21 protein-coding genes are annotated in these 22,087 nt (G+C 62.3%); 10 read left to right on the forward strand and 11 right to left on the reverse strand.

Going from position 1 to position 22,087, the window contains the following annotated elements:
• Positions 1–8: 8 nt before the first annotated feature.
• Genes ORL50_RS21640 through pedF form a run of 3 tightly spaced genes read right to left on the reverse strand, consistent with a single transcriptional unit; the run spans position 9 to position 2,110 of the window.
• Complete coding sequence (locus tag ORL50_RS21640; RefSeq protein ID WP_266017891.1) at positions 9–770, reverse strand: quinoprotein dehydrogenase-associated SoxYZ-like carrier; 762 nt, start codon at positions 768–770, stop codon at positions 9–11.
• Positions 767–1,645 carry a substrate-binding periplasmic protein gene (locus ORL50_RS21645; RefSeq protein WP_266017892.1) on the reverse strand — a complete coding sequence of 293 codons (879 nt, stop codon included), beginning with the start codon at positions 1,643–1,645 and terminating at the stop codon, positions 767–769. The genes ORL50_RS21640 and ORL50_RS21645 overlap by 4 nt, the downstream gene beginning before the upstream one ends.
• Before the next feature lie 3 nt (positions 1,646–1,648).
• Complete coding sequence (gene pedF / locus ORL50_RS21650; RefSeq protein ID WP_266017893.1) at positions 1,649–2,110, reverse strand: cytochrome c-550 PedF; 462 nt, start codon at positions 2,108–2,110, stop codon at positions 1,649–1,651.
• Positions 2,111–2,364: 254 nt separating this feature from the next.
• Between pedF and exaA the strand changes: the two genes are divergently transcribed.
• Together exaA and ORL50_RS21660 are read left to right on the forward strand one after the other, a co-directional pair.
• Entirely contained in the window at positions 2,365–4,257 is a 1,893-nt protein-coding gene (gene exaA / locus ORL50_RS21655) for a quinoprotein ethanol dehydrogenase (protein ID WP_266017894.1), read from the forward strand.
• A gap of 125 nt (positions 4,258–4,382) precedes the next feature.
• Complete coding sequence (locus tag ORL50_RS21660) at positions 4,383–5,024, forward strand: pentapeptide repeat-containing protein (RefSeq protein WP_266017896.1); 642 nt, start codon at positions 4,383–4,385, stop codon at positions 5,022–5,024.
• Positions 5,025–5,166: 142 nt separating this feature from the next.
• On the opposite strand, the gene ORL50_RS21665 is transcribed toward ORL50_RS21660, so the two are convergent.
• From ORL50_RS21665 to ORL50_RS21675, 3 genes are read right to left on the reverse strand one after another with little or no spacing between them, the layout of a single operon-like run.
• Entirely contained in the window at positions 5,167–5,805 is a 639-nt protein-coding gene (locus ORL50_RS21665; RefSeq protein ID WP_266017897.1) for a response regulator, read from the reverse strand.
• The gene (locus ORL50_RS21670) at positions 5,805–7,064 is read right to left on the reverse strand and encodes a sensor histidine kinase (RefSeq protein WP_266017898.1); all 1,260 of its coding nucleotides are present in this window, start codon (positions 7,062–7,064) and stop codon (positions 5,805–5,807) included. Before ORL50_RS21670 ends, ORL50_RS21665 begins: the two co-directional genes overlap by 1 nt.
• Positions 7,065–7,066: 2 nt before the next feature.
• Positions 7,067–7,228, reverse strand: coding sequence for a hypothetical protein (locus ORL50_RS21675; RefSeq protein ID WP_266018008.1), 162 nt, complete (start codon positions 7,226–7,228; stop codon positions 7,067–7,069).
• Between the two features lie 119 nt (positions 7,229–7,347).
• On the opposite strand from ORL50_RS21675, the gene ORL50_RS21680 reads away from it, so the two are divergent.
• From ORL50_RS21680 to ORL50_RS21705, 6 genes are all read left to right on the forward strand, one after another.
• Positions 7,348–8,532: an ABC transporter substrate-binding protein gene (locus ORL50_RS21680; RefSeq protein WP_266017899.1), complete on the forward strand. Its 1,185-nt coding sequence runs from the start codon at positions 7,348–7,350 to the stop codon at positions 8,530–8,532.
• Positions 8,533–8,574: 42 nt separating this feature from the next.
• Positions 8,575–9,534, forward strand: a complete 960-nt coding sequence (locus ORL50_RS21685; protein ID WP_266017900.1) for a YVTN family beta-propeller repeat protein — start codon at positions 8,575–8,577, stop codon at positions 9,532–9,534.
• Positions 9,531–10,262: an ABC transporter ATP-binding protein gene (locus ORL50_RS21690; RefSeq protein ID WP_266017901.1), complete on the forward strand. Its 732-nt coding sequence runs from the start codon at positions 9,531–9,533 to the stop codon at positions 10,260–10,262. Before ORL50_RS21685 ends, ORL50_RS21690 begins: the two co-directional genes overlap by 4 nt.
• Positions 10,259–11,050, forward strand: a complete 792-nt coding sequence (locus tag ORL50_RS21695; RefSeq protein ID WP_266017902.1) for an ABC transporter permease — start codon at positions 10,259–10,261, stop codon at positions 11,048–11,050. Before ORL50_RS21690 ends, ORL50_RS21695 begins: the two co-directional genes overlap by 4 nt.
• 252 nt (positions 11,051–11,302) lie before the next feature.
• Positions 11,303–11,860, forward strand: coding sequence for a PQQ-dependent catabolism-associated CXXCW motif protein (locus tag ORL50_RS21700; RefSeq protein WP_266017903.1), 558 nt, complete (start codon positions 11,303–11,305; stop codon positions 11,858–11,860).
• A 56-nt stretch (positions 11,861–11,916) separates the two neighbouring features.
• The gene (locus ORL50_RS21705; RefSeq protein ID WP_266017904.1) at positions 11,917–12,582 is read left to right on the forward strand and encodes a response regulator; all 666 of its coding nucleotides are present in this window, start codon (positions 11,917–11,919) and stop codon (positions 12,580–12,582) included.
• Positions 12,583–12,817: 235 nt separating this feature from the next.
• Here the strand turns inward: ORL50_RS21705 and nahK are convergent, their stop codons facing one another.
• The 4 genes from nahK to ORL50_RS21725 all read right to left on the reverse strand — a co-directional run bounded on the left by nahK (position 12,818) and on the right by ORL50_RS21725 (position 19,027).
• Entirely contained in the window at positions 12,818–15,412 is a 2,595-nt protein-coding gene (nahK, locus tag ORL50_RS21710) for a hybrid sensor histidine kinase/response regulator NahK/ErcS' (RefSeq protein WP_266018005.1), read from the reverse strand.
• Positions 15,381–16,544, reverse strand: a complete 1,164-nt coding sequence (nosP, locus tag ORL50_RS21715; protein ID WP_266017905.1) for a nitric oxide-sensing protein NosP — start codon at positions 16,542–16,544, stop codon at positions 15,381–15,383. Before nosP ends, nahK begins: the two co-directional genes overlap by 32 nt.
• Before the next feature lie 318 nt (positions 16,545–16,862).
• Positions 16,863–18,047: a porin gene (locus ORL50_RS21720; RefSeq protein ID WP_266017906.1), complete on the reverse strand. Its 1,185-nt coding sequence runs from the start codon at positions 18,045–18,047 to the stop codon at positions 16,863–16,865.
• Between the two features lie 173 nt (positions 18,048–18,220).
• Complete coding sequence (locus tag ORL50_RS21725; protein WP_266017907.1) at positions 18,221–19,027, reverse strand: sulfite exporter TauE/SafE family protein; 807 nt, start codon at positions 19,025–19,027, stop codon at positions 18,221–18,223.
• Between the two features lie 158 nt (positions 19,028–19,185).
• On the opposite strand from ORL50_RS21725, the gene ORL50_RS21730 reads away from it, so the two are divergent.
• On the forward strand, positions 19,186–20,049 hold the full coding sequence (locus tag ORL50_RS21730; RefSeq protein WP_266017909.1) for an MBL fold metallo-hydrolase: 864 nt from the start codon (positions 19,186–19,188) through the stop codon (positions 20,047–20,049).
• A 127-nt stretch (positions 20,050–20,176) separates the two neighbouring features.
• On the opposite strand, the gene bkdR is transcribed toward ORL50_RS21730, so the two are convergent.
• Positions 20,177–20,665 carry a Bkd operon transcriptional regulator BkdR gene (bkdR, locus tag ORL50_RS21735; RefSeq protein WP_045057697.1) on the reverse strand — a complete coding sequence of 163 codons (489 nt, stop codon included), beginning with the start codon at positions 20,663–20,665 and terminating at the stop codon, positions 20,177–20,179.
• A 185-nt stretch (positions 20,666–20,850) separates the two neighbouring features.
• Here bkdR and ORL50_RS21740 point away from each other — a divergent pair, with 185 nt between their 5' ends.
• Entirely contained in the window at positions 20,851–22,086 is a 1,236-nt protein-coding gene (locus tag ORL50_RS21740; protein WP_266017912.1) for a 3-methyl-2-oxobutanoate dehydrogenase (2-methylpropanoyl-transferring) subunit alpha, read from the forward strand.
• The last annotated feature ends 1 nt before the right edge of the window (position 22,087 follow it).

Consider the following 22,087-nt stretch of genomic DNA (forward strand, 5'->3'; position numbering starts at 1 on the left):
CCTTGGGGTCAGGGAATGGCCGCAGCAAATTCATTGCCGCTGTTGTCGCGCAATAACAGGCGGGTCGGTCCTGGCGCTTCGATGTCGAAGGTCAGGTTGGGGTTCTCGCTGACCGCAGGAAACAGTTCCAGGCGAGCCATTACCTGGTCATTGCGATCACGCAACTCGGCATGATTGATGAAAAACACCGGGATGCCACTGACCATGCCGTTGTCCATCGGGTGCGCCACCTGCAGACGCAGGCGACTGAATTCGCCGCGCGGGTAGCGACCGCCGAGTACTTCGCCGATGTGCTCCTCCCAACCGGGCTGTGTACGCACCACGCTGGGCGCGGTACAGCCGCCACCCGCCGCGTCGATCAGGGTCGAGCCGACATGCCACAGGCCGTCACGGGTCAGCACTGCCGCGCGCAACGGGGTGGCCTGTTCGACGCGGATCCGCAGCGACAGCCAGGGCAATACCCCACTCACCGGCTGGAAGTCGACGATCTTCGGCAGCGGATTCAGTTCGGCCCAGGCGAGGATTTTCACCACCTCACCCTTGAAGGCCCGGGCGTCGATTTCCACCGGCACCTGGCGGGCGTCTTCGGCGAACGGCGGCGCCAGCAGTTTTACCCGGTCATCGAATACGAACGGCGCATCGCCGAGCATTTGCTTGTGGTAAAAAGCCCACATCACCGACGGCACCGGGTCTTTACCCGGCTCAATGGCCGCAGCGTGGGCGGCAATGGGCAACCAGCAGGCCAGGAGACAGTTCGCTCGCCAGTTCACTGCTGATACATCTCTGGCACGTCATAACGCAGGCCGTACCGGGCATACAGCGCCTTGACCGAGCCATCGCGAATCAACCCTTCCAGCGCCTCTTCGACCGCGTAGGCAAGCTGTCGATTGCTCTCGTGCACGGCCATGCCGATCTCCCAGAGTTGCTTGCCCATGTTGGGGTAGGCATTTTCCGCCAGCGCGACCTGGGGATCGGCGGCTTCGTGGACTTGCCAGTCGATCTCGCCGCGCATGGCCATCACCGCGTCGACTTCGCCCGCCTTCATTGCGGCAAAGGCCTGGGGCACGCCGGGATAGTGGTGGGTCTTGCCGGCGAGCATGCCGTTGAACACCGAGGTCAGGTAGAACGACGGCACGCTGTCCACCTCAACGCCGATCGGGTGATGCTCGAACACCGCGACACTGGCGACCTTGTCCAGGCGCCGGCGGTCGTAGGCGACCTGCCATTGCTCATTCTGGTAGGGTCCGAACATCACCACATGGCTGTTTTCCAGTTCGCCCAGCTCGTTGCGCTTGCGCGCGTAATCCTGGTCGTAGGGCACGCGCATCATCAGGTCAGCCAGTTGCAGGTCGTGCAACTGGCTGGCGCGCCAGATGTAGTCGCGCAAGTCATCGTCGAGCTTTTCTCCCGCCGGCGCCCAGATCAGGGTCAGCTGCACTCCAAGTGCCTTGGCCAGCGCCGTGGCGAGGTCGACATCGACCCCCCTGGGCTGACCGGCCTCCTGGAAACTGTAGGGGGCGAAATCCTTGTAGACCGCCACTTTCAGCTCCCCGGCAGCGATCATTTCGTCATAGGTGCGCACCTGCGCCTGGACAGTCTGGCAGCACAGCAGCAGCGCACTGATCAACAGCGTGAACAGGCGCATGCATTACTCCTCGACGTGTACCGAATCCAGGTAAGTGCGCACCGCCCACAAGGCTTCCTGGCTCAGGTAATCGGCCATCTTCGGCATGTACACCCGCCCGTCACGCACGGCACCGTGGCGGACCCGCTCGACGAACCATTCATCACCGGCATCACCGACGTCGAGCATGCGCAAATCCGGGGCAATCCCTCCAGACTTGGCCTCCAGGCCATGACAGGCGGCGCAGTTCTGGTTGTAGGCCGACGAGCCGATTTCCACCGCCTTGTCGTGCTGCGGCGAGGATCGATAGGGGTTCACGGCAGCCCAGCCATCGGCATCAAGCGGCACGCCAGCGTCCTTGATCGGGGTCAGCCCCTGGGTTTCGACGGCTTGGGGGACGACGTTGCCGTGGGCCCAGGCGGAACCCGCGCTGATAAAACCGGCCAGCAGTCCGGCAACAAGCAAGGCGTTGCGTTTTGTTGTCATTGTTATGCCCTCAGGATTGCACGCAAGACCTCTTCACAGAGGCTATGGCAACCATCTTAGGAAGCACCCGGCGAGAGCCCCATGCTGCTTTGGTGGCCGCCTTCTAGTCCCTTGGTAGTAGGGCTTGTGGCGCACTCCCAAATCAGCTGCCGTTTGGGAAGTTTTCCCGGCCTCAGCGGGACTTTTTCCGTATCCGCCGCCCCACCGTGCGCAGCACCCTGTGCAGGCCAAAACCTCCACTGGGAACTGCAACCATGACAATAAGATCGCTACCCGCCCTTTCCCCCCTGACCCTTGCCGTGCAGGCCTTCGTGCTGGTGAGCAGCCTGTCGTTGAGCGCTGCCAGCCATGCCGCCACCGCGCCTGCCGCGCCGACCCGCAACGTTTCGTGGGAGGACATTGCCAACGATCACCTGACCACCAAGGACGTGCTGCAGTACGGCATGGGCACCAACGCCCAGCGCTGGAGCCCACTGGCCCAGGTCAACGACCAGAACGTGTTCAAGCTGACGCCGGCGTGGTCCTATTCATTCGGGGACGAGAAGCAGCGCGGCCAGGAATCCCAGGCCATCGTCAGTGACGGCGTGGTCTATGTCACCGGTTCCTATTCACGGGTCTTCGCCCTGGATGCCAAGACCGGCAAACGCCTGTGGACTTATAACCATCGCCTGCCGGACAACATTCGTCCGTGCTGTGACGTGGTCAATCGCGGTGCTGCGATCTTCGGCGACAAGATCTACTTTGGCACCCTCGATGCGCGGCTGATCGCCCTGGACAAGAACACCGGCAAAGTCATCTGGAACAAGAAATTCGGCGACCATGCCGCTGGTTACACCATGACTGGCGCGCCAGTGCTGATCAAGGACAAGGCCAGCGGCAAGGTGCTGCTGATCCACGGCAGCTCCGGCGACGAATTTGGCGTGGTCGGGCAACTGTTCGCCCGCGACCCGGACACCGGTGAAGAAGTCTGGATGCGGCCTTTCGTCGAAGGCCACATGGGTCGCCTGAATGGCAAGGACAGCACGCCCACCGGCGACGTCAAGGCACCCTCCTGGCCCAATGACCCGACCACTGAAACCGGTAAGGTCGAGGCGTGGAGCCATGGTGGCGGCGCGCCGTGGCAGAGTGCGAGCTTTGACCCGGAAACCAACACCATCATCGTCGGCGCCGGTAACCCGGGCCCCTGGAACACCTGGGCGCGGACGCCCAAGGACGGCAACCCCCACGATTACGACAGCCTCTATACCTCTGGCCAGGTCGGCGTCGACCCGAGCACCGGGGAAGTGAAATGGTTCTACCAGCACACCCCGAACGACGCCTGGGATTTTTCCGGCAACAACGAGCTGGTGCTGTTCGACTACAAGGACAAGGACGGCAAGACGGTCAAGGCCACCGGCCACGCCGACCGCAACGGCTTCTTCTATGTGGTCGATCGCAACAACGGCAAATTGCAGAACGCCTTCCCCTTCGTCGACAACATCACCTGGGCCAGTCACATCGACCTCAAGACCGGGCGACCGGTGGAAAACGCAGGTCAGCGACCGGCCAAACCGCTGCCGGGTGAGACCAAGGGCAAACCGGTGGAAGTCTCGCCGCCATTCCTTGGCGGCAAGAACTGGAACCCCATGGCCTACAGCCAGGACACCGGGCTGTTTTATATCCCGGGCAATCAGTGGAAAGAGGAGTACTGGACCGAGGAGGTCAGCTACAAGAAAGGCTCGGCGTATCTGGGGATGGGGTTCCGGATCAAGCGCATGTACGACGATCACGTCGGCAGCCTGCGCGCCATGAACCCGACCACCGGCAAGGTGGTGTGGGAACACAAGGAAGCCTTGCCATTGTGGGCCGGCGTGCTGGCGACCAAGGGCAACCTGGTGTTTACCGGTACCGGTGACGGTTTCTTCAAGGCGTTCGATGCCAAAACCGGCAAGGAACTGTGGAAGTTCCAGACCGGCAGCGGCATCGTCTCGCCGCCGATCACCTGGGAGCAGGATGGCGAGCAGTACATCGGCGTGACCGTGGGTTACGGCGGCGCGGTGCCGTTGTGGGGCGGCGACATGGCCGAGCTGACCAAGCCGGTGGCTCAGGGCGGCTCATTCTGGGTGTTCAAGATTCCGAGTTGGGATAACCAGACCGCGAAACGCTGATACCCCTATCGCCGGCAAGCCGGCTCCTACAAAGAGCGCGTTGTTTTCAATTTCCGCGACACCGCTGCCTCTGTAGGAGCCTGCTTGCTGGCGATAGCACCCTCCCATTTGAAGAGGATCCCGCCATGAAGTACCTGCCCCTGTTGTTACTGCTAAGCGCTACCCCGGCTTTCGCCGACGACGACTCCCCACTCATCATCAACGGCTGCACCATCGCCGATCACAGCCAGTGCCCTGGTGCCAATCTCCAGGGTGCGAACCTGAGCAATCAGGACCTGCGCAACATGAACCTCAGCGGCGCCGACCTGCGCGGAGCCGACCTGCGTCACGCGCGCCTGGACCTCGCCAACCTGGAAAAAGCCCAGCTGCAAGGCGCCAACCTGACCCGTGCCAGCTTGCAACAGAGCAACCTGCGCCTGGCGGATTTGACTGGCGCTACGCTGGTGGCGATCCAGGGCTGGGGCATGTTTGCCCAGGGTGCGCAATTCAAGGATGCCGACCTCGGCGGCGCTTACCTGCAATTCGCCCGCCTTTCCGGGGCCAGGCTGCACAATGCCAACCTGCGCGCCGCAGACCTGGAGATGACCTGGCTGAGCAAGGCCGACCTCAAGGGCGCGAACCTGGCCGATGCCAACCTGCAGGAGGCGAAATTCGGTGAAAGCAATCTTGAGCAGGCCAACCTCAGCGGATCGCGGCAGCACTATGCCAATTTCCAGGATGCGAATATGGAGGGGTGTTCGGGGTGTCCAACGACGTGGAATAAATGAATTGATCACACTCCCCTGTGGGAGCAAGGCTTGCCCGCGATGGCGGTGTTTCAGTCACATCAATTGCGGATGTTCCACCGTCATCGCGGGCAAGCCTTGCTCCCACAAACCGGCTCCCAGGGTGTGGAATGGGCGTGTTCTGTTACCCCGCCTTGCGCACCACCCCCATATCAATGCCCAAGTGCACCAGCTCGGCATGGGAACTGACCTGCAGTTTGCTCTTGAGCAAGGTCAGGTGATTGGACACGGTCTTGGCGCTGATGCTCAACTGCTCGGCAATCACCCGGGCCGGAGTGCCCTTGGCAAGCATCACAAAAATCTCCAGCTCGCGCTGGGTCATGCTCTGCAGGCGCGGGTCGCTGGCGTCGTGTTGCGGATGGCAGGCCAGTTGCGTGGCCAAGGGTTGCTCGATGTAGGCGTGCCCGGCAAGGATGCGCCGTACGGCCTCGATCAACACCTCGGGTGCCGAGCTTTTGGTCAGGTAACCCGATGCGCCCGCGTCGAGCGCCTGGCGCACCAGCGGCAATTCATCGTGCATGCTGAAAAACAGCACGCGCAATTGCGGCAGGCGCTGGCGCAGGCGGCGGGTGGTCTCCAGGCCGCTGATGCCCGGCAGACCGAAATCCATGATGACCAGGTTCGGCACCGCTTCCTGCACACGAACCAAGGCCTCCTCGCCAGTGGCCGCTTCCCGCACCTGCAGCGCTGGTAACAGCGCCCGCAGCAGACTGGCGTAACCCTGGCGGACCACGGCATGGTCATCGACCAGCAGAATATTCATCACACCTCCAATGGCATGTTTAAGGCCAGCGCCCAACCGGCACCGGGATGGCTGATGATGCGCAGCTCGCCGCCCAGGCTGCGGGCGCGTTCGAACATCGAGTACAAGCCGACACCCGGTTGCTGCGGCTGCATGGCCCCACGCCCGTTGTCGCGCACCAGCAGACGCAAACGTGCGCCCTGGTGCTGCAGGCGGATCCGCACCCGGCTGGCGTCGGCATGGCGCACGATGTTGGTGAGCGCTTCCTGCAACAGTCGATACAGATGGGTCTTACTCGCCGCGGACAACGCTGGCATCTGCTGGCTGACCCGCAGCTGGCATTCGATGCCCTGGCGCGCCTGCCACTGCTCCACCAGCAACGCCAGGGCCTGCTCAAGGGGCAAGTGCTGCAGCACCACTGGGTAAAGGTCCTGCACCAAGGCGCGAAAGCCTTGCTGCAGGTGCTCGCAGTTGTGTTCCAGCTCGCGCACGGTGCGCTCCACCGCCTGCGGCTGGTCCGCTACCCAGCGCAGCAGACAGGCCTGGGCGCGGATTCCCGCCAGGTACTGGCCGAGGTCGTCGTGCAGGGTCTGCGCCAGATGCGTGCGTTCCTGTTCCTGCACCGCGAGCAAGGTCCGGGTCAGTTCGGTATTCTCGGCGCAAGCCTGCTCCAGCGCCTGGGCCATCTGGTTGAAATGCGTCGCCAGTTGCCGCGCTTCGGCACTACCCTCGGCGACCAGGCGCACCCTGAGCTGGCCAGCCGAGACTTGTCGCAGTGCCAGCAGCAACTGATCAAGCACGCCCATGCCCCGCCCCACCGCCCAGCGAATAGTCAACAGGCTCAGGCCCAGCGCGAGGCCACATAGAACCAGGAGTTGCTGCAGGGAATCCCAGACCTCCTCGATCTCGTCCCGCGGGTCGACGGCAATCTGCGCCCGTCGACCATCCTGCAAATCCACCACCCGCTCGGGGTGCCGCGCCTGGGCGAACAGCAGGCGGCCAAGCCAGGCATCCAGGCCGTGTTCAGGCCCCTGGTGTGGAGCTGCGCCGCGCTCCAGCCAGTGCACCCGTACATGCCGCAAGCTGCTGGTGAGCCTAGGCTGCAGGCTGGCCGGGTCGCGCTCGGCGCTTTCAGCCAGATACTCGACCACGGCCTGGGCCGATTGCAGTTCACGCTCCACATCCGCCAGCGCCTGATGCAGCAGCAAGCCTGCGCATGCCAGCGTCACCAGGCTGAAAAATCCGCAGACCCACAGGTTGATTCGCCAGAGCGCCGACATGCCTAGCGTCCCTGCATCGAGGGGAAAGCGGCCAGCGGCGCAGGGCGCGGGGCATGCAGTTTATCCACGCCGATCAGGCTCAGGATCAGAAGAAACGGCAACAGTAACGCCTTGAAAATCCGCATCGCCGAGCGCCTCCAGAGGTCGTGGCGGGTGTAACCCATGCTAAAACCGCGCCGCGCAGGTGGAGTTACTACCTTGGTACTGGCTGACTGGTACTTTCTGCATATTTCTTATCCCCCGTCGGGTTCCTATGCTGGCGCTACCTGGAACGGAGTGCACCATGCGCCAGCTAGCCCCCTACGCCCTGACCTGCCTGCTGGCGATCGCCTGCAGCGCGCTGCCGTGCGCCCAGAGCCGGGCCGCCGAGGCGCCATTGCAGGTGCGTATCGGCTATTTGGGCTACCGCCCCGACCCGGGTCCACTGCTGTCGAACATCATTCCCGAGCCGGTCGATACCGGCCTGCGTGGCGCTGAACTGGCGATCACCGACAGCAACAGCACCGGGCGCTTTCTGAACCAGGGCTACACCCTGGTCGACGCCAGTGCCGACAGCCCGCAAGCCTTGCTCGACGCGGCCAAGGCGCAACACCAGCAAGGCCTGCGGTTGTTTGTAGTGAACGCTCCGGTGGACAGCCTGCGCCAACTCAGTGCGGCCCTGCCCGACAGTCTGTTGTTCAATGCCGGCAGTGCCGATGACAGCTTGCGCACTACCGACTGCCTGGCGAACGTGCTGCACAGTCTGCCCAGCCGGGCGATGTTGGCGGACGCACTGGCGCAATTTCTGGTGGTGCGCAAATGGCAGCGGGCCTTGCTGATCGTTGGCCCGACCGCCGACGATCAAGCCTATGCCGCAGCCCTGCGGCGCGCCACCAAGCGCTTCGGGCTGAAACTGGTGGCGGAGAAAGCCTGGAGTTTCGACAACGATCAACGCCGCAGCGCCCAGGCCGACATGCCGCTGTTCACCCAGACCGCCGAGTACGACGTGGTGCTGGTGGCCGATGAGCGCGGCGACTTTGGTGAATACGTGCCCTACCAGACCTGGTACCCGCGCCCGGTGGCCGGGACACAGGGCTTGACCCCGGTGGGCTGGCACAAAACCGTGGAAACCTACGGCGCTGCGCAATTGCAAAAGCGCTTCGAAGCCATGGCCGGGCGCTGGATGAACGACCGTGACTTCGCCGCCTGGATCGCCGTGCGCAGCATCGCCAGCGCCGTGAGCAAACTGCGCGAAGCCGACCCCATGGCGATCCGTCAGCTGCAAATCAGTGATCAATTGCCCCTGGACGGGTTCAAGGGCCGCAAGCTCAGTTATCGCGCGTGGAACGGTCAACTGCGCCAGCCCATTCCCATCGTGCAACCTCGGGCGCTGGTCAGCACTTCGCCCCAGGACGGTTTCCTGCACCCCTCAAATGAGATGGACAGCCTGGGCTACGACAAGGCCGAGGTCAGCTGTCGTTTTCCCTGACCCGTGACGTTCAACCACTACAACAACAAAAAGGAATCCGCCATGCGCCGCACCCTGCTCTCATGCGCCCTGCTGCTCGCCGCCGGGCATGCCGCGGCCAGCACTGCCTGGGTCTCCAACGAGAAGGACAACAGCCTGAGCCTGATCGACATGCAGACCCTGCAAGTCATCGACACCCTGCCCGTCGGCCAGCGTCCCCGGGGCCTGCTGCTGTCCCATGACAACAAGCTGCTGTACATCTGCGCCAGCGACTCGGATCGCGTGCAGGTGATGGACGTGGCCACGCGCAAGATCATCAAGGAACTGCCCTCCGGCAAGGACCCCGAGCAATTCGCCCTGCACCCCAACAATCGCTGGCTGTACGTTTCCAACGAGGACGATGCGCTGGTGACGGTGATCGACACCGAAACCTCCAAGGTGCTGGGCCAGATCAACGTCGGGGTCGAGCCCGAAGGCATGGCCGTCAGTCCAGATGGCAAATGGGCGGTCAACACCAGCGAGACCACCAACATGCTGCACTGGATCGACACCAGCACTCAGACGCTGGCGGACAGTACGCTGGTCGACCAGCGCCCGCGTTTCGTCGAGTTTGCCCCGGACGGCGCGCAGCTGTGGGCCTCGGCGGAAATCGGTGGCACGGTGACCATTCTCGACGTAGCGACCCGCCAGGTGCTCAAGACCCTGACCTTCCAGATCAAGGGCGTGCACCCGGACAAAGTGCAACCGGTGGGCATCAAGCTCAGCGCCGACGGCAAGTACGGCTTCGTCGCGCTAGGGCCTGCCAATCATGTGGCGGTGATTGACGCGAAGACCTTCGAGATCCTCGATTACCTGCTGGTAGGCCGGCGAGTCTGGCAGATGGCGTTTACCCCGGATCAGAAGCAATTGCTCGCCACCAATGGCGTCAGCGGGGATGTATCGGTGATCGACATCGACAGCCTCAAGGTCAGCAAGTCGGTCAAGGTCGGGCGTTATCCGTGGGGCGTGGTGGTTACGCCATGAACGCGCTAGAGGTCCATGACCTGAGCTTTGCCTACGGCGCGCGGGAAGCACTGCGCCAGGTGAGTTTCAGCCTGGCGCCGGGTCGTTTTGCCGCGTTGCTGGGGCCCAACGGCGCCGGCAAATCCACCTTGATCGCGTTGCTCACCCGGCTTTACGACTTGCAGCGCGGCGACATTATCGTGGGTGAGCATTCGTTGCGCACTGCCCCGCGCCCGGCACTCAGGCAGCTGGGCGTGGTGTTCCAGCAGAGCACTCTGGACCTGGACCTCAGCGTCGAACAAAACCTGCGCTATCACGCTGCACTGCATGGCCTGGGGCGCCGTCAGACCGGGCTGCGGATCGAGGCGGAACTGGCGCGCCAGGGTCTGACCGCGCGGCGTGGCGAACGGGTGCGCGAGCTTAATGGCGGCCACCGTCGCCGAGTGGAAATTGCCCGGGCGCTGCTGCACGAGCCGCGCCTGTTGCTGCTCGACGAAGCCAGTGCGGGACTCGATCCAGCCAGCCGCCTGGCCCTCAACCAGCACATCCGCAGCCTGTGCCGCGAGCAGCAGATCAGCGTGCTCTGGACCACCCACCTGCTCGACGAAGTGCACGCTGGCGACGACCTGTTGATCCTCCACCAAGGGCGCCTGGTTGCCAGCGGCCAGGCCGATGCGCTGAGCCTTGAGCACGGCGGCGATCTCGGTTCGGCCTTCACCCGCCTGACCAGTTCGGGAGCTTCACGATGAATGCGTATTGGCAATGCTTCAGCGGTATCGTGCTGCGCGAATGGCTGCGCTTTGTGCTGCAACGCACGCGTTTTCTCAGCGCGCTGGTGCGCCCACTGCTGTGGCTGCTGGTGTTTGCCGCCGGCTTTCGCGCGGCGCTGGGGATCGCGATCATCGAGCCTTATGACACCTACATCCCTTACGAGGTGTACATCATCCCGGGCCTGGCCTGCATGATCCTGCTGTTCAACGGCATGCAGGGTTCGCTGTCGATGGTCTATGACCGCGAGATGGGCAGCATGCGCGTGCTGCTGACCAGCCCTCTGCCGCGGACCTTCCTGCTGTGCAGCAAGCTGCTGGCGACTTCGCTGATTTCGCTATTGCAGGTGTATGCCTTCCTCGCGATTGCCTGGGTTTACGGCGTGCAGCCGCCGGCCATGGGCCTGCTGATCGCCCTGCCGGCGTTGCTGCTGGTGGCGTTGATGCTCAGCGCCCTGGGGTTGTTGCTGTCCAACGCCATCCGCCAGCTGGAGAACTTCGCCGGGGTGATGAATTTCGTGATTTTTCCGCTGTTTTTCCTGTCATCGGCGCTGTACCCGCTGTGGAAAATGCGCGAGTCGAGTGAGTGGCTGTATTGGCTGTGCGCGATCAATCCCTTCACCCACGCGGTGGAGCTGGTGCGGTTTGCGCTTTACGAGCAGTTCAATCCGCTGGCGCTGGCGGTGTGCATTGGCCTGACGTTGCTATTCGCACTGCTCGCCGTCCTCACCTTCAACCCGCAACACGCGGCCCTGCGCAAATCAACTTGACTGGAAATCCGCAGACTAACCCCTGTAGGAGTGAGCCTGCTCGCGATAGCGTTAATTCAGCCGACGTCGATGTTGAATATGAATCCGCCATCGCGAGCAGGCTCACTCCTACAATGGATATTCATTCATGGCCGGCCATTCAGGTGAGCGAGTTCAAATTACTACTTTAGTACTGCTTTCCCTGTCTATCGTCGCATTCCCAATGCACCAGGACTGGCATGTAATGGGTGCATAACTATAAGGATTGCACCCATGCCCCGTGCCCGACGTCGCCTTCTGCGTCCCACACTCGCTGCGCTGTCCCTGGCCCTGCTGCTGAGTACCGCGCAGGCTGAAACCGCGCTGTTCTCCGCCGACGGTTATCGCATCAGCCTGTACCGCAGCCCCACCCCGGCTCAAGCCCAGGGTGCCACGATCATCGACACCGTGGCCCTGCAAGCCCTGCTTACCCAGACCCCGCGGCCGGTGTTGATCGACGTCTACCGCCGCCAATGGCTGCAGGGAAAGTTCATCGAAGACCAGCCTCACGAAAACCTGCCCGGCAGCCACTGGCTGGCCAATACCGGCGACGGTGACCTGACCCCGGCCTGGAATGAATATTTTGCGCGTAACCTCAAGGCACTGACCCAGGGTGATCGGGCGCAACCGTTGGTGTTCTACTGCCGTTCCGACTGCTGGTTGAGCTGGAACGCGGTCAAGCGCGCTGCCGCCTTGGGCTATAAGACACTGTATTGGTACCGCGACGGCCTGGACGCCTGGCAGGCAGCCAGCCTGCCCGTGACGCCCGCCCAGCCCGAACCCTTTCCCTGACCTTTACGCTTGCGTGTTGTTGCCCCACCATAATCAAAATAATGAGGTGAAAGGCTATGTACAAAATCCTGATTGCCGACGATCACCCGCTGTTTCGCGAAGCCATTCACAACGTCATCAGCGACGGATTCCCGGGCAGTGAAGTGATGGAGACCGCCGACCTGGACAGCGCCCTGCTGTTGACCCAGGACCACGACGACCTCGACTTGATCCTGCTCGACCTGAACATGCCTGGCATGCACGGCCTCAATGGCCTGATCAACCTGCGCAACGAGGCGCCGACCATTCCGGTGGTGATCGTCTCGGCCGAGCAGGACAAACAGATCGTGTTGCAAGCCATCACCTATGGCGCGGTGGGTTTCATCACCAAATCCTCGCCAAGGCTGCAGATGACCGAGGCCATCCAGCAGATCCTCAACGGCAATGTGTACCTGCCGCCGGACATCATCCGCACACAGAAGAGCGGGACCCACCGGCGGATGAACGATACGCCCAGCTTTCCTCCGGAACTGCTGCAGGCGCTGACCCGCAAACAACTGCTGGTGCTGGAGCGCATGACCAAGGGCGAATCGAATAAGCAGATCGCCTACACCCTGGAAATCGCCGAAACCACGGTGAAGGCGCACGTGTCGGCGATTTTGCGCAAGCTCAACGTGCACAACCGGGTGCAGGCAATTTTGAGTGCGGGCGACATCGATTTCGGTTCATACCTGCGGCGCTGAGCCGCCCTTGAGGCCGCTGCGCAGTCCAACGCAGCCTCCAGCCTTGAAGCCGCCCTTTTTGTAGCAGCTGCCGAGGCACGAAGGCTGCGTTGCGTGTCCGCAGGACCGCCCTTGGGGGTCGCTGCGCAACCCGACGCAGCCTTCGTGCCTCGGCAGCTGCTACATGGATTGTGTTTGCAGGACCGCCCTCGGGGGCCGCTGCGCGGCCCGACGCAGCCTCGTGCCTCGGCAGCTGCTACAGCTTGCCGAGCAAATGACTCATCGCGGTCTTGAGCTTCATCGGCCGCACAGGCTTGTGCATCAGGGTGTGGCCCAGTTCGCGGATCTGCAGTTTCAGCTCGTTGCTGTAGTTGGCAGTGATCATCATGGCCGGGATGCTGCAGGCCCGGCGGGCATTGATGCGGGCGACGGCGTCTACACCGTTCTGCTCGTCATCCAGGTGATAATCGGCGATCAACAGGTCCGCGTCCTGGTGGTAATTATCCACCTGCCGCGCCAGGTCCTGCTCCGACAGAGCCGTCACCACCACACACCCCCAGGTTTCCAGCAGAGTGCGCATCCCTGCGCAAATGGCCGCGTCATTATCCAGCACCCACACCCGCGCGCCGCGCAGGCGCTCGAGCATCGGCTCACTCATCAGCGGATTGGCCAGCGCCTTCGGTGCAGTGGCACTGATCGGCACCTCCACGGCAAACATCGAACCCCGGCCCGGCCACGAACGCACAAGAATCCGATGGCCGAGTATCCCGGCAATTTTCTCCACGATAGCCAGGCCCAAACCCAGGCCACGGTCCTGATCCGGACGTTGCACGTCGCCGCGCTTGAACTCCTGGAATATTTCCTCCAGACGGTTTTCCGCGATGCCCATGCCGCTGTCCCAGACCTCGATCGACAAGCGCTGGTGATGCCGACGACAGCCCAGCACCACCCGGCCGCTGCAGGTGTAGCGAATGGCATTGCTGAGCAGGTTGCGCAGGATTCGGGCAAGCAACTGGATGTCGCTGCGCACCAGCGCCGAACAGCCGATGAAATGCAGCTCCAGCCCTTCGCTACGGGCCACCTGGGTGTACTCGGCGGCGAGATTTTCCAGCAGTTCGCTGAGGGCAAATGGCGCAATGTCGGCCTTGATCACCCCGGCATCGAGCTTGGAAATGTCCACCAGGGTGCCTAGCAGGTTTTCCACGTCCTCCAGGGAATTACTGACGTTGCGCACCAGGATCTCGTTGGCCATCGGCTCGCGCCGCTCGAGCAACGCACTGGTGAACAGGCGCGCGGCATTCAGCGGTTGCAGCAGGTCGTGGCTGACCGCGGCGAGAAATTTGGTTTTCGACAGATTGGCCTGTTCGGCCTCGAGCTTGGCCTCACGCAGACGTGACTCGACTCGCCGGCGCTCATCGATCTCGCGCAGCAACTGGTCGTTGAGCGTGGTCAGTTCCGCCGTCCGTTCGCGCACCCGCAATTCCAGGTTTTGATAGGCCTGGTGCAGTGCCTCGGCGGTGCGGCGACGCTCGGTGATGTCGCGGATCAGCACGAAGATCCCCACCACCTCACCGGTGGCCAGGCGATTAGGCACGTAGGAACGCAACATGTAGCGCTCCTGGTTGTTGATGTTGATCTCGGCGAACTCGAACGTCACGCTCTCGCCGGCCAGGGCCCGCGCCACGTAGGCTTCCAGGCGCTGGTAGTGCTGCTCGCTGTGCACTTCGCGCAAACTTTGGCCGAGCATCACCCCCCGCGGCCAGCAATACCATTCCTCGTAGACCTTGTTGGTGAACTCATAGACCAGGTCGGCATTCAGGTAGGCGATCAGCGCCGGGACGTGATCGGTGATCAGGCGAATCCAGCGCTCGCTCTCGCTCAGGGCTTGCGCGTGCTGGTAGCGTTCGGTGATGTCGGTGAAGGTATTGACGAAGCCGCCGGTGGGCAACGGGTGGGTGCGAATTTCCAGGACCCGGCCATCGTACAGGCGCTGTTCGCATTCCAGCACCGACCGCCCGTTGACGTCGCGACTGGCGGGGGTCAGCAGCTGCAATTCGCTGTCGGCGATGACTTCGGCAAACGGCCGATGGGCGGCTACGGGCGCCAGGCCACTCAATTCGAGAAAGCGCCGGTTCCACAGTTCCAGCACACCGTCAGCATTGACCATCGCCACGCCCTGGGACAGGTTGTCGACCGCACGCTGCAACAGGTGCGACTTCTGCGCCACCGCCTGCTCGCGGCGCATGGTCTCGCTGAGTTTGACGTCGGTGATGTCGGTGAACAGGATCACTCGCCCGCCTTCCTGGGTCGGCCGCTCGCTGACTTGCAGCCAGCGCCCGTCCTGCAGTCGGTACAGCAGGCTTTCGTCGGCATGTCCGCGAGGCTCTTCGGTGAACAGGCCGGTGGCACTCATCAGTCGCTTGACCTCGCCCAGGCGCATGCCTGCATTGATGCGCACCCGGCTATTGGCCCAGAACGCCTTGAAGCGGCTGTTGAACAGGACGATGCGCTGCTCGGCATCGAACAGCACAAAGGCATCGGAAATACTCTCGATGGCATCGATCAAATGCTGGTGCGCTGTTTCTGCACGCAGGCGCGCTTCGCTGAGCAAATGGTTGCCGGACTTGAGTTCGGCCATGGCCTGGTTCAATGCATCGGTGCGCTCACGCACCTGCTCGGCCAGCACCACCGAGTGCTGGAACGCCGCGTACGGGTCATTGCCGCGAGTAACCCCCGACTCGATGCGCTCGATCAACGCACTGTTGATCCGCTGCAGTTTGTGATTGTCGTGCTGCAGGCTGGCGATTTGGGCCAGGAGTTCAGCGCTGTCCAGGGTTGCGGCCCCGGGCAATGGCAACGCCAGTGAAGGTCTGGTTGATATGCATGCCATTGAACTGTTCTCCGTAGGTGTTGAATCCCATCACCCGCTGATCGCGCAAAAACGCGCCGACCTGCTCCAGGTTGCCGCTGTTTTCCAGCTCCATGCGCCGCAGGAAACAATCGCAGCCAAGGGTCAGCAGCAACTCGCCGAGGCGCTCGTGCAAGCCGTCGAACAAATCTTCCAGGTTGGGCAGCATCGGCCCCGGCGTCATGGCCGTGAGGACGATGCCGTTTTCCACCGCGCAATAGAAACTCAGGCTCAGGTCCGGGTGAACCTGCTGGATCGCCCGCACGTAGTACTGGTCGTTGATGCGCACGGCCAGTGGGTGCGCGGCAAAAATCCGGTGATCGAGTTCGGCCACCGGCACGCCGATGTGGCGGGCGTATTCCTCGGCGGCAGGTTCGGCGTTGAGCTCGAAGACCCGCCGCGACGCGCTGTCGGCGCCGGTGACCACCAGCTTCTCGGCCCGCGGCTGGATGTGATGGGTGGTGAAGACTTCGAAGTCCAGCCAGGTGTTGATCAGCACCACCACCGCCGCTCCGCTGTGGAACTCGCCGCCGAAATACACGTGGGTATGGGTCAGGTAGTTGTCGTCGCCGGCCGAGCCGCCGAAGTGCGGGATATCGCCCAACGCCGCGCTGAGGGCTGCCAGGACCATTTCTTCGCGGCTGGACAAACCATCGAGCAAGGTCAGGGCGAAGCTGTTGCCCTTGATCGGCGCCAGGGTATTGCTGCGGCAACCACTCACCAGACGCTCGACCATCTGCTGGGCGTCGATCAGGCTGAAGCGCTCCATCTCATCAATGAGCTCAGCATCGATGGAGAAATGTCGATGATCAAAGCCCACCGCCGTCACGCAGTTGCGCCCGTAGCCCAGCGGGGTGATTTCCCCGGCGCTGGTACAACCCACCAGGCGAATCCCGCCGAAGCTCTGCTGCAACGCCTGGCCCAGCGCTTGCAAATCGTACTCGGCGGAACAGAAGAACAGCACGAAGCCCAGGTGCGGATGCAACAACTGCCGCGCCAGTTCCTGGGCCACCTGCTGGGCGTCCGTGGCCTGGGACATTGCACTGACCACTCCGTCACTCTGAACCTGCTGCATTGTCGCCTCCCGCAGGTGCGCGTGTATGAGCGACGAGTGTACGAACGCGGCAGGTGGCAACCTATGCTACTTGGGTAGCGGGTAGGCGCTTCGATGGGATTAGAGATCCCTCGAATCTACCAGGGGCGTATGGGCTTTTCGTAGCAGCTGCCGAGGCACGAGGCTGCGTTGGGCTGCGAAGCAGCCCCCTAGGGCGGTCCTGCGGACACGCGACGCAGCCTTCGTGCCTCGGCAGCTGCTACAAAGGGGCCCCTGCCCGACCCGACGTAGGCTTCGGCAGCTGCTACAGGGTTCTGCGCAAGCCCAGTTATTACGGGTTTACCAGGTCAACACCGCCCCCACCGCGAACGTGTCGGTATCTTCGTTTTGCGTACTGGTGTCGTGGCCGTTGATTTCAAACTGGTTGTACTCGGCCACCAGCTTGAGGTTGCTGTTGACGTCGTGGAACAGGGCAATGCCGCGAGTCTCGTAGTCTGCTCCGCTGCCAACCACTCCGTTGCCGTCGTCCTTGGTCTTGCCGTAGGACAGCGCCAGGCGGTTCTTGCCAAGTTTGTACGAACCTTGCAGCAGGTACCCGTCGCTGTCGACGTTGCGCAAGGTCGGCTCACCCGCGTTGTTGGTGAAAAACGGATTGATGCCCTTGGCCTGGAAGCCGGAACCGGTCAGCGACAACCCGCCCATCTTCGCCTGCACGCCATAACCGACGCCCTTGGAGGTGACGGATTCGACGCTGGAATCGGTGTTGTCCGAGGTCTGGTAGCTGCCGTTGACCCAGCTGTAGAACTGCGCGCCAGCAAGGTCGAACTGGTAGGTGATCTCGCTCTCGGTCCGCGGGTTTTCCTGGTAGGCCTTGCCGGTCGGACTGCTGTCGTTGGTATCGACCGGGTCCATGATCCCCACCGCCACCCGCAATCCGTCCATCACTGGCGTGCGGTAGGTAATCTGCGAGGTCGGAAACGGGTACGGATATCCGCTGCCGATATTGCCGAACGACACGCCGCCGCCATCCACCAGGCCGAGCGTATCGCTGACCTGGCCGTAACCGGCGAGCAGTTCGTCGAGCAGGATGTTGGACCGGGCAAACAGGCCGAAATCCTTGCCGATCAGCACCTCGCCCCACTCCGGGTTGGCGACCGTGCCGTAGAACTGCCGGACATCGATCGCGGTGTCGGTGCCGTTGGTTTCACTGTCGTTGATGGTCACCCAGAACGAGGCGCGCGCACCGAGTTTCAGGTCATCGATCTGCTTGCCCATGTTGAAGCCCAGGTAGTTGGGCAGGAAGCCCATCTTGACCCGCGACTGCCGCCGGTCGTACTGCTCGCCCTCACGGTCGACATCGCTGTTGACGTAGAAAGCGTTGATGTAACCGTCGGTGGAAAAGGTCGTCTGGTCCTTGTCGTACAGCACGATCTCGGCTTCGGCCATTGGGCTCAGGCCCAGTGCCGACAGACTGGCGATAAGGGCAGGCAAGTAACGATGCTTGAAATTCTTGTTGTTGTGCATGACGCGCTCCGCAGCGGGGACTGGATGTCGGAGGCGATTATCGAAAGTCGACCGGCGGCCTCATACACTGCCTTGGAGGCGGTTATGAGATGCTTTGGAGCCGCCGGTGCGATGCGGCAAATTTGGCGTAAGACCGGGCCGCGTCAGGGCCCGCCACTTAGGGTGTAAGACGCTCAGGCGCCTGCGCGCAGCAGCATATAGGCCGCAATGAGGATGCACAGGCTGGCGAAACCGACCTGCAGCGCCCGGGCCGGGACCCGCGCACAGAACCGCCGGCCAATGATCATGCCGACGATGCTGGCGACAATGAAGCTCACGCCCAGGTTGTCGATCCGCACGCCTGCGTGGAATGCGCCGATCACGCCGATGGCCGAGATCAGGCTGATGACCATCAGCGAGGTGGCGACGATGCCGCGCATTTGCACATCCGTCAGCTGCTTGAACGCCGGGACGATCAGGAAGCCGCCGCCCACCCCAAGCAATCCCGACACCACGCCGGTTACCGCGCCCAGCGCCGCCAATGTTGCAGTGCATTTGGCGGTCCAGGAAAAGCGCCCGGTCTGCTGGTCCAGCATGCAGTTTTTCTGGCCCCAGTTGGCATGACCGTGGTCGCTCGGCCCGGCCTCATGCCGTTCCCGGCGCAACATGCGCCAGGCAACCATGATCATCAGCAGGCTGAACAGCAGCATCAGGACCTTTTCCGAAAGCTGATGGGCGAAAAAAATCCCCACCGGGGAAAAGATTGCTCCCATCAAGGCAATCAGCAGTGCAGCGCGATAACGCACCAGCCCGTGGCGCAGGCCGTCGATTGCCCCGACCGCGGCGGCACTGCCGACCGCAAACAATGCAACAGGCGCCGCTTGCGTCATGCTCCAGCCGAGTCCCAGCACCAGCGCCGGAACCGCCAGGATGCCGCCACCGGCCCCGGTCAATCCGAGGACCAGGCCCATCACCACACCAAAAAAAATTGCCAGCAACATAAAAAATCGTGATCCATGAAAAGCCGGGAACGCCCGGTATCGATGGTGTACAGGATAGAGGTACGAAGGGATTTTTCCTTGCACCAATTGTTCAGGGGTGGCTAATCAGGGGCAAATGAATCTACGCTCAACGCTTGTCCCACGAAGAACCGGCCAACATGCCTGCCCTGATTGAAGCTTTTCTTGACCCCGCCTCATCGACCTGGAGCTATGTGATTTACGAGGGCGATGGCAGTGCCTGCGCGATCGTTGACCCGGTCCTGGATTACGACGCGGCGGCGGGCCGCACCGACACTGTCCAGGCTGATCGCATCAGTGCTTTTGTCCGCGCCCACCAGTTGCAGGTGCAATGGTTATTGGAGACCCACGCCCACGCCGATCACCTGTCGGCGGCGCCCTACCTGCGACAGGAACTGGGGGGCAAGATCGCCATCGGCCAGTCGATCAGCAAGGTCCAGGACGTATTCAAGAGCCTGTTCAACCTGGAGCCCGGGTTTGCCGTCGACGGCTCGCAGTTCGACCATCTGTTCGCGCCAGACGAGTCATTCATGATCGGCAACCTCAAGGCCAAAGCCTTGCATGTGCCCGGCCATACACCAGCAGACATGGCCTACCTGATCGACAGCTCGCTGATCCTGGTGGGCGATACCCTGTTCATGCCGGACGTGGGCACTGCCCGCTGCGACTTTCCCGGAGGCGATGCCTGCCAGATGTTCGCCTCGATCCACAAGCTGCTGGCGTTCCCGGCCAGCGTGAATTTGTACGTCTGCCACGATTACCCGCCCGAAGGTCGCGAATCCCGGTGCATGACCACGGTGGGTGAGCAGCGCAAAAGCAATATTCACGTTCATGACGGCATTGATGAAGCGCAATTCGTCGCCATGCGCACCCAGCGTGATGCCGGGCTGGGCATGCCGACGCTGTTGTTGCCGGCGGTTCAGGTGAATGTGCGCGCCGGGAATTTGCCGCCGGAGGAAGACAATGGTGTGAGGTACCTGAAGATCCCCCTGAATAAATTCTGACCCCTTGTGGGGCCGGCCTGCGAAGACGATCTCACATAAACTACGGCCCTGGTAGGAGCCCGGCTTGCCGGCGATAGCGTCCGCGAGATTGCCATCGCCGGCAAGCCGGGCTCCTACAGGTTGAACATCACGTCGCCAGGGTCAACCCATTTGCCGGTAACGGCAGCGCCGTTTTGTAACGCACCTGCTTGAGCGCAAAGCTCGAGCGGATGTTCGCCACCCCCGGCACCTTGGTCAGAAAGTCCATCATGAAGCGCTCCAGCGACTGGATAGTCGGCACCAGCACGCGGATCAGATAATCCGGATCCCCGGCCATCAGATAACACTCCATCACTTCCGGGCGATCGGAAATCGCCTCCTCGAAATGCTGCAACGCCTCCTCCACCTGCTTTTCCAGGCTGACGTGGATGAACACATTGACGTGCAACCCCAGCAGATCGGCATCCAGCAACGTGACCTGCTCGCGAATCAGGCCCAACTCTTCCATCGCCTTGACCCGATTGAAGCACGGTGTCGGCGACAGGTTGACCGAGCGTGCAAGGTCGGCGTTGGTGATGCGCGCGTTCTCCTGAAGGCTGTTGAGAATGCCGATGTCGGTACGGTCCAGTTTGCGCATGAGACAAAATCACCTGTTTTTTATGTTTATGCAGGTTTTTTATCCTCAAATGATCTTGGGCGCAACGAAACAGAGAGAAATATTCTTCTTGAGCCGGCCTATGATTGTTGTAGGACAAGATTTCTTCCACAGAAGAAAGACCGTCAGCTCACTACAAGAAATTCACAAGATCGAGCGTAGAAGCCATGAATCAAGCGTACGAACCGCTGCGCCTGCACGTACCCGAACCATCGGGCCGCCCAGGCTGCAAAACCGACTTCTCCTACCTGCGTCTGACCGATGCCGGCACGGTGCGCAAACCCCCTATCGACGTTGAACCGGCCGACACGGCAGACCTGGCCAAGGGCTTGATCCGCGTGCTCGACGACCAGGGCAATGCCCTGGGTCCATGGGCTGAAGGCGTGCCGTCTGCAATCCTGCGCCGAGGCATGCGCGCCATGCTCAAGACGCGGATCTACGACAACCGCATGGTGGTCGCCCAGCGTCAGAAGAAAATGTCGTTCTACATGCAGAGCCTTGGCGAAGAAGCCATCGGCAGCGGCCAGGCCCTGGCGCTGAACGTTGATGACATGTGCTTCCCGACATACCGCCAGCAAAGCATTCTGATGGCGCGAGACGTGCCGCTGGTGGACCTGATCTGCCAACTGCTGTCCAACGAGCGCGATCCGCTCAAGGGCCGTCAGCTGCCCATCATGTACTCGGTCAAGGACTTCGGCTTCTTTACCATCTCCGGCAACCTCGCCACCCAGTTCGTACAGGGTGTGGGCTGGGGCATGGCCTCGGCGATCAAGGGCGACACCAAAATTGCCTCGGCCTGGATCGGCGACGGCGCCACCGCTGAATCCGACTTCCACACCGCCCTCACCTTCGCCCACGTTTACCGGGCGCCAGTGATCCTCAATGTGGTCAACAACCAGTGGGCAATCTCGACCTTCCAGGCGATTGCCGGTGGTGAAGCCACCACGTTCGCCGGTCGTGGCGTTGGGTGCGGTATTGCTTCCCTGCGAGTCGATGGCAACGATTTCGTCGCGGTTTACGCCGCCTCTGCCTGGGCCGCCGAGCGCGCCCGCCGCAACCTCGGCCCGACCATGATCGAATGGGTCACCTACCGCGCCGGTCCACACTCGACCTCCGATGATCCGTCCAAATACCGTCCTGCCGACGACTGGAGCTGTTTCCCGCTGGGTGATCCGATTGCGCGCTTGAAGCAGCACCTGATCAAAATCGGCCAGTGGTCCGAAGAGGAGCACGACGCCGTCAGCGCCGAACTGGAAGCCGAAGTAATTGCCGCGCAGAAGGAAGCCGAAAAATACGGCACCCTCGCCGGTGGCCAGATTCCGAGCGCCGCGACCATGTTCGAGGACGTCTATAAAGAGATGCCGGAGCACTTGAAGCGCCAGCGTCAAGAGTTGGGGATCTGAC

Source organism: Pseudomonas sp. RIT-562 (genome assembly GCF_026241895.1).
GTDB lineage: Bacteria > Pseudomonadota > Gammaproteobacteria > Pseudomonadales > Pseudomonadaceae > Aquipseudomonas > Aquipseudomonas mandelii_F.

Excerpts from the sequence above, each read along its gene's own strand:
- ORL50_RS21645 (WP_266017892.1), bottom strand. The coding sequence starts at position 1,645 with ATGCGCCTGTTCACGCTGTTGATCAGTGCGCTGCTGCTGTGCTGCCAG.
- pedF (WP_266017893.1), bottom strand. The coding sequence starts at position 2,110 with ATGACAACAAAACGCAACGCCTTGCTTGTTGCCGGACTGCTGGCCGGT.
- exaA (WP_266017894.1), top strand. The coding sequence starts at position 2,365 with ATGACAATAAGATCGCTACCCGCCCTTTCCCCCCTGACCCTTGCCGTG.
- ORL50_RS21660 (WP_266017896.1), top strand. The coding sequence starts at position 4,383 with ATGAAGTACCTGCCCCTGTTGTTACTGCTAAGCGCTACCCCGGCTTTC.
- ORL50_RS21665 (WP_266017897.1), bottom strand. The coding sequence starts at position 5,805 with ATGAATATTCTGCTGGTCGATGACCATGCCGTGGTCCGCCAGGGTTAC.
- ORL50_RS21670 (WP_266017898.1), bottom strand. The coding sequence starts at position 7,064 with ATGTCGGCGCTCTGGCGAATCAACCTGTGGGTCTGCGGATTTTTCAGC.
- ORL50_RS21675 (WP_266018008.1), bottom strand. The coding sequence starts at position 7,228 with ATGGGTTACACCCGCCACGACCTCTGGAGGCGCTCGGCGATGCGGATT.
- ORL50_RS21680 (WP_266017899.1), top strand. The coding sequence starts at position 7,348 with ATGCGCCAGCTAGCCCCCTACGCCCTGACCTGCCTGCTGGCGATCGCC.
- ORL50_RS21685 (WP_266017900.1), top strand. The coding sequence starts at position 8,575 with ATGCGCCGCACCCTGCTCTCATGCGCCCTGCTGCTCGCCGCCGGGCAT.
- ORL50_RS21690 (WP_266017901.1), top strand. The coding sequence starts at position 9,531 with ATGAACGCGCTAGAGGTCCATGACCTGAGCTTTGCCTACGGCGCGCGG.
- ORL50_RS21695 (WP_266017902.1), top strand. The coding sequence starts at position 10,259 with ATGAATGCGTATTGGCAATGCTTCAGCGGTATCGTGCTGCGCGAATGG.
- ORL50_RS21700 (WP_266017903.1), top strand. The coding sequence starts at position 11,303 with ATGCCCCGTGCCCGACGTCGCCTTCTGCGTCCCACACTCGCTGCGCTG.
- ORL50_RS21705 (WP_266017904.1), top strand. The coding sequence starts at position 11,917 with ATGTACAAAATCCTGATTGCCGACGATCACCCGCTGTTTCGCGAAGCC.
- nosP (WP_266017905.1), bottom strand. The coding sequence starts at position 16,544 with ATGCAGCAGGTTCAGAGTGACGGAGTGGTCAGTGCAATGTCCCAGGCC.
- ORL50_RS21720 (WP_266017906.1), bottom strand. The coding sequence starts at position 18,047 with ATGCACAACAACAAGAATTTCAAGCATCGTTACTTGCCTGCCCTTATC.
- ORL50_RS21725 (WP_266017907.1), bottom strand. The coding sequence starts at position 19,027 with ATGTTGCTGGCAATTTTTTTTGGTGTGGTGATGGGCCTGGTCCTCGGA.
- ORL50_RS21730 (WP_266017909.1), top strand. The coding sequence starts at position 19,186 with ATGCCTGCCCTGATTGAAGCTTTTCTTGACCCCGCCTCATCGACCTGG.
- bkdR (WP_045057697.1), bottom strand. The coding sequence starts at position 20,665 with ATGCGCAAACTGGACCGTACCGACATCGGCATTCTCAACAGCCTTCAG.
- ORL50_RS21740 (WP_266017912.1), top strand. The coding sequence starts at position 20,851 with ATGAATCAAGCGTACGAACCGCTGCGCCTGCACGTACCCGAACCATCG.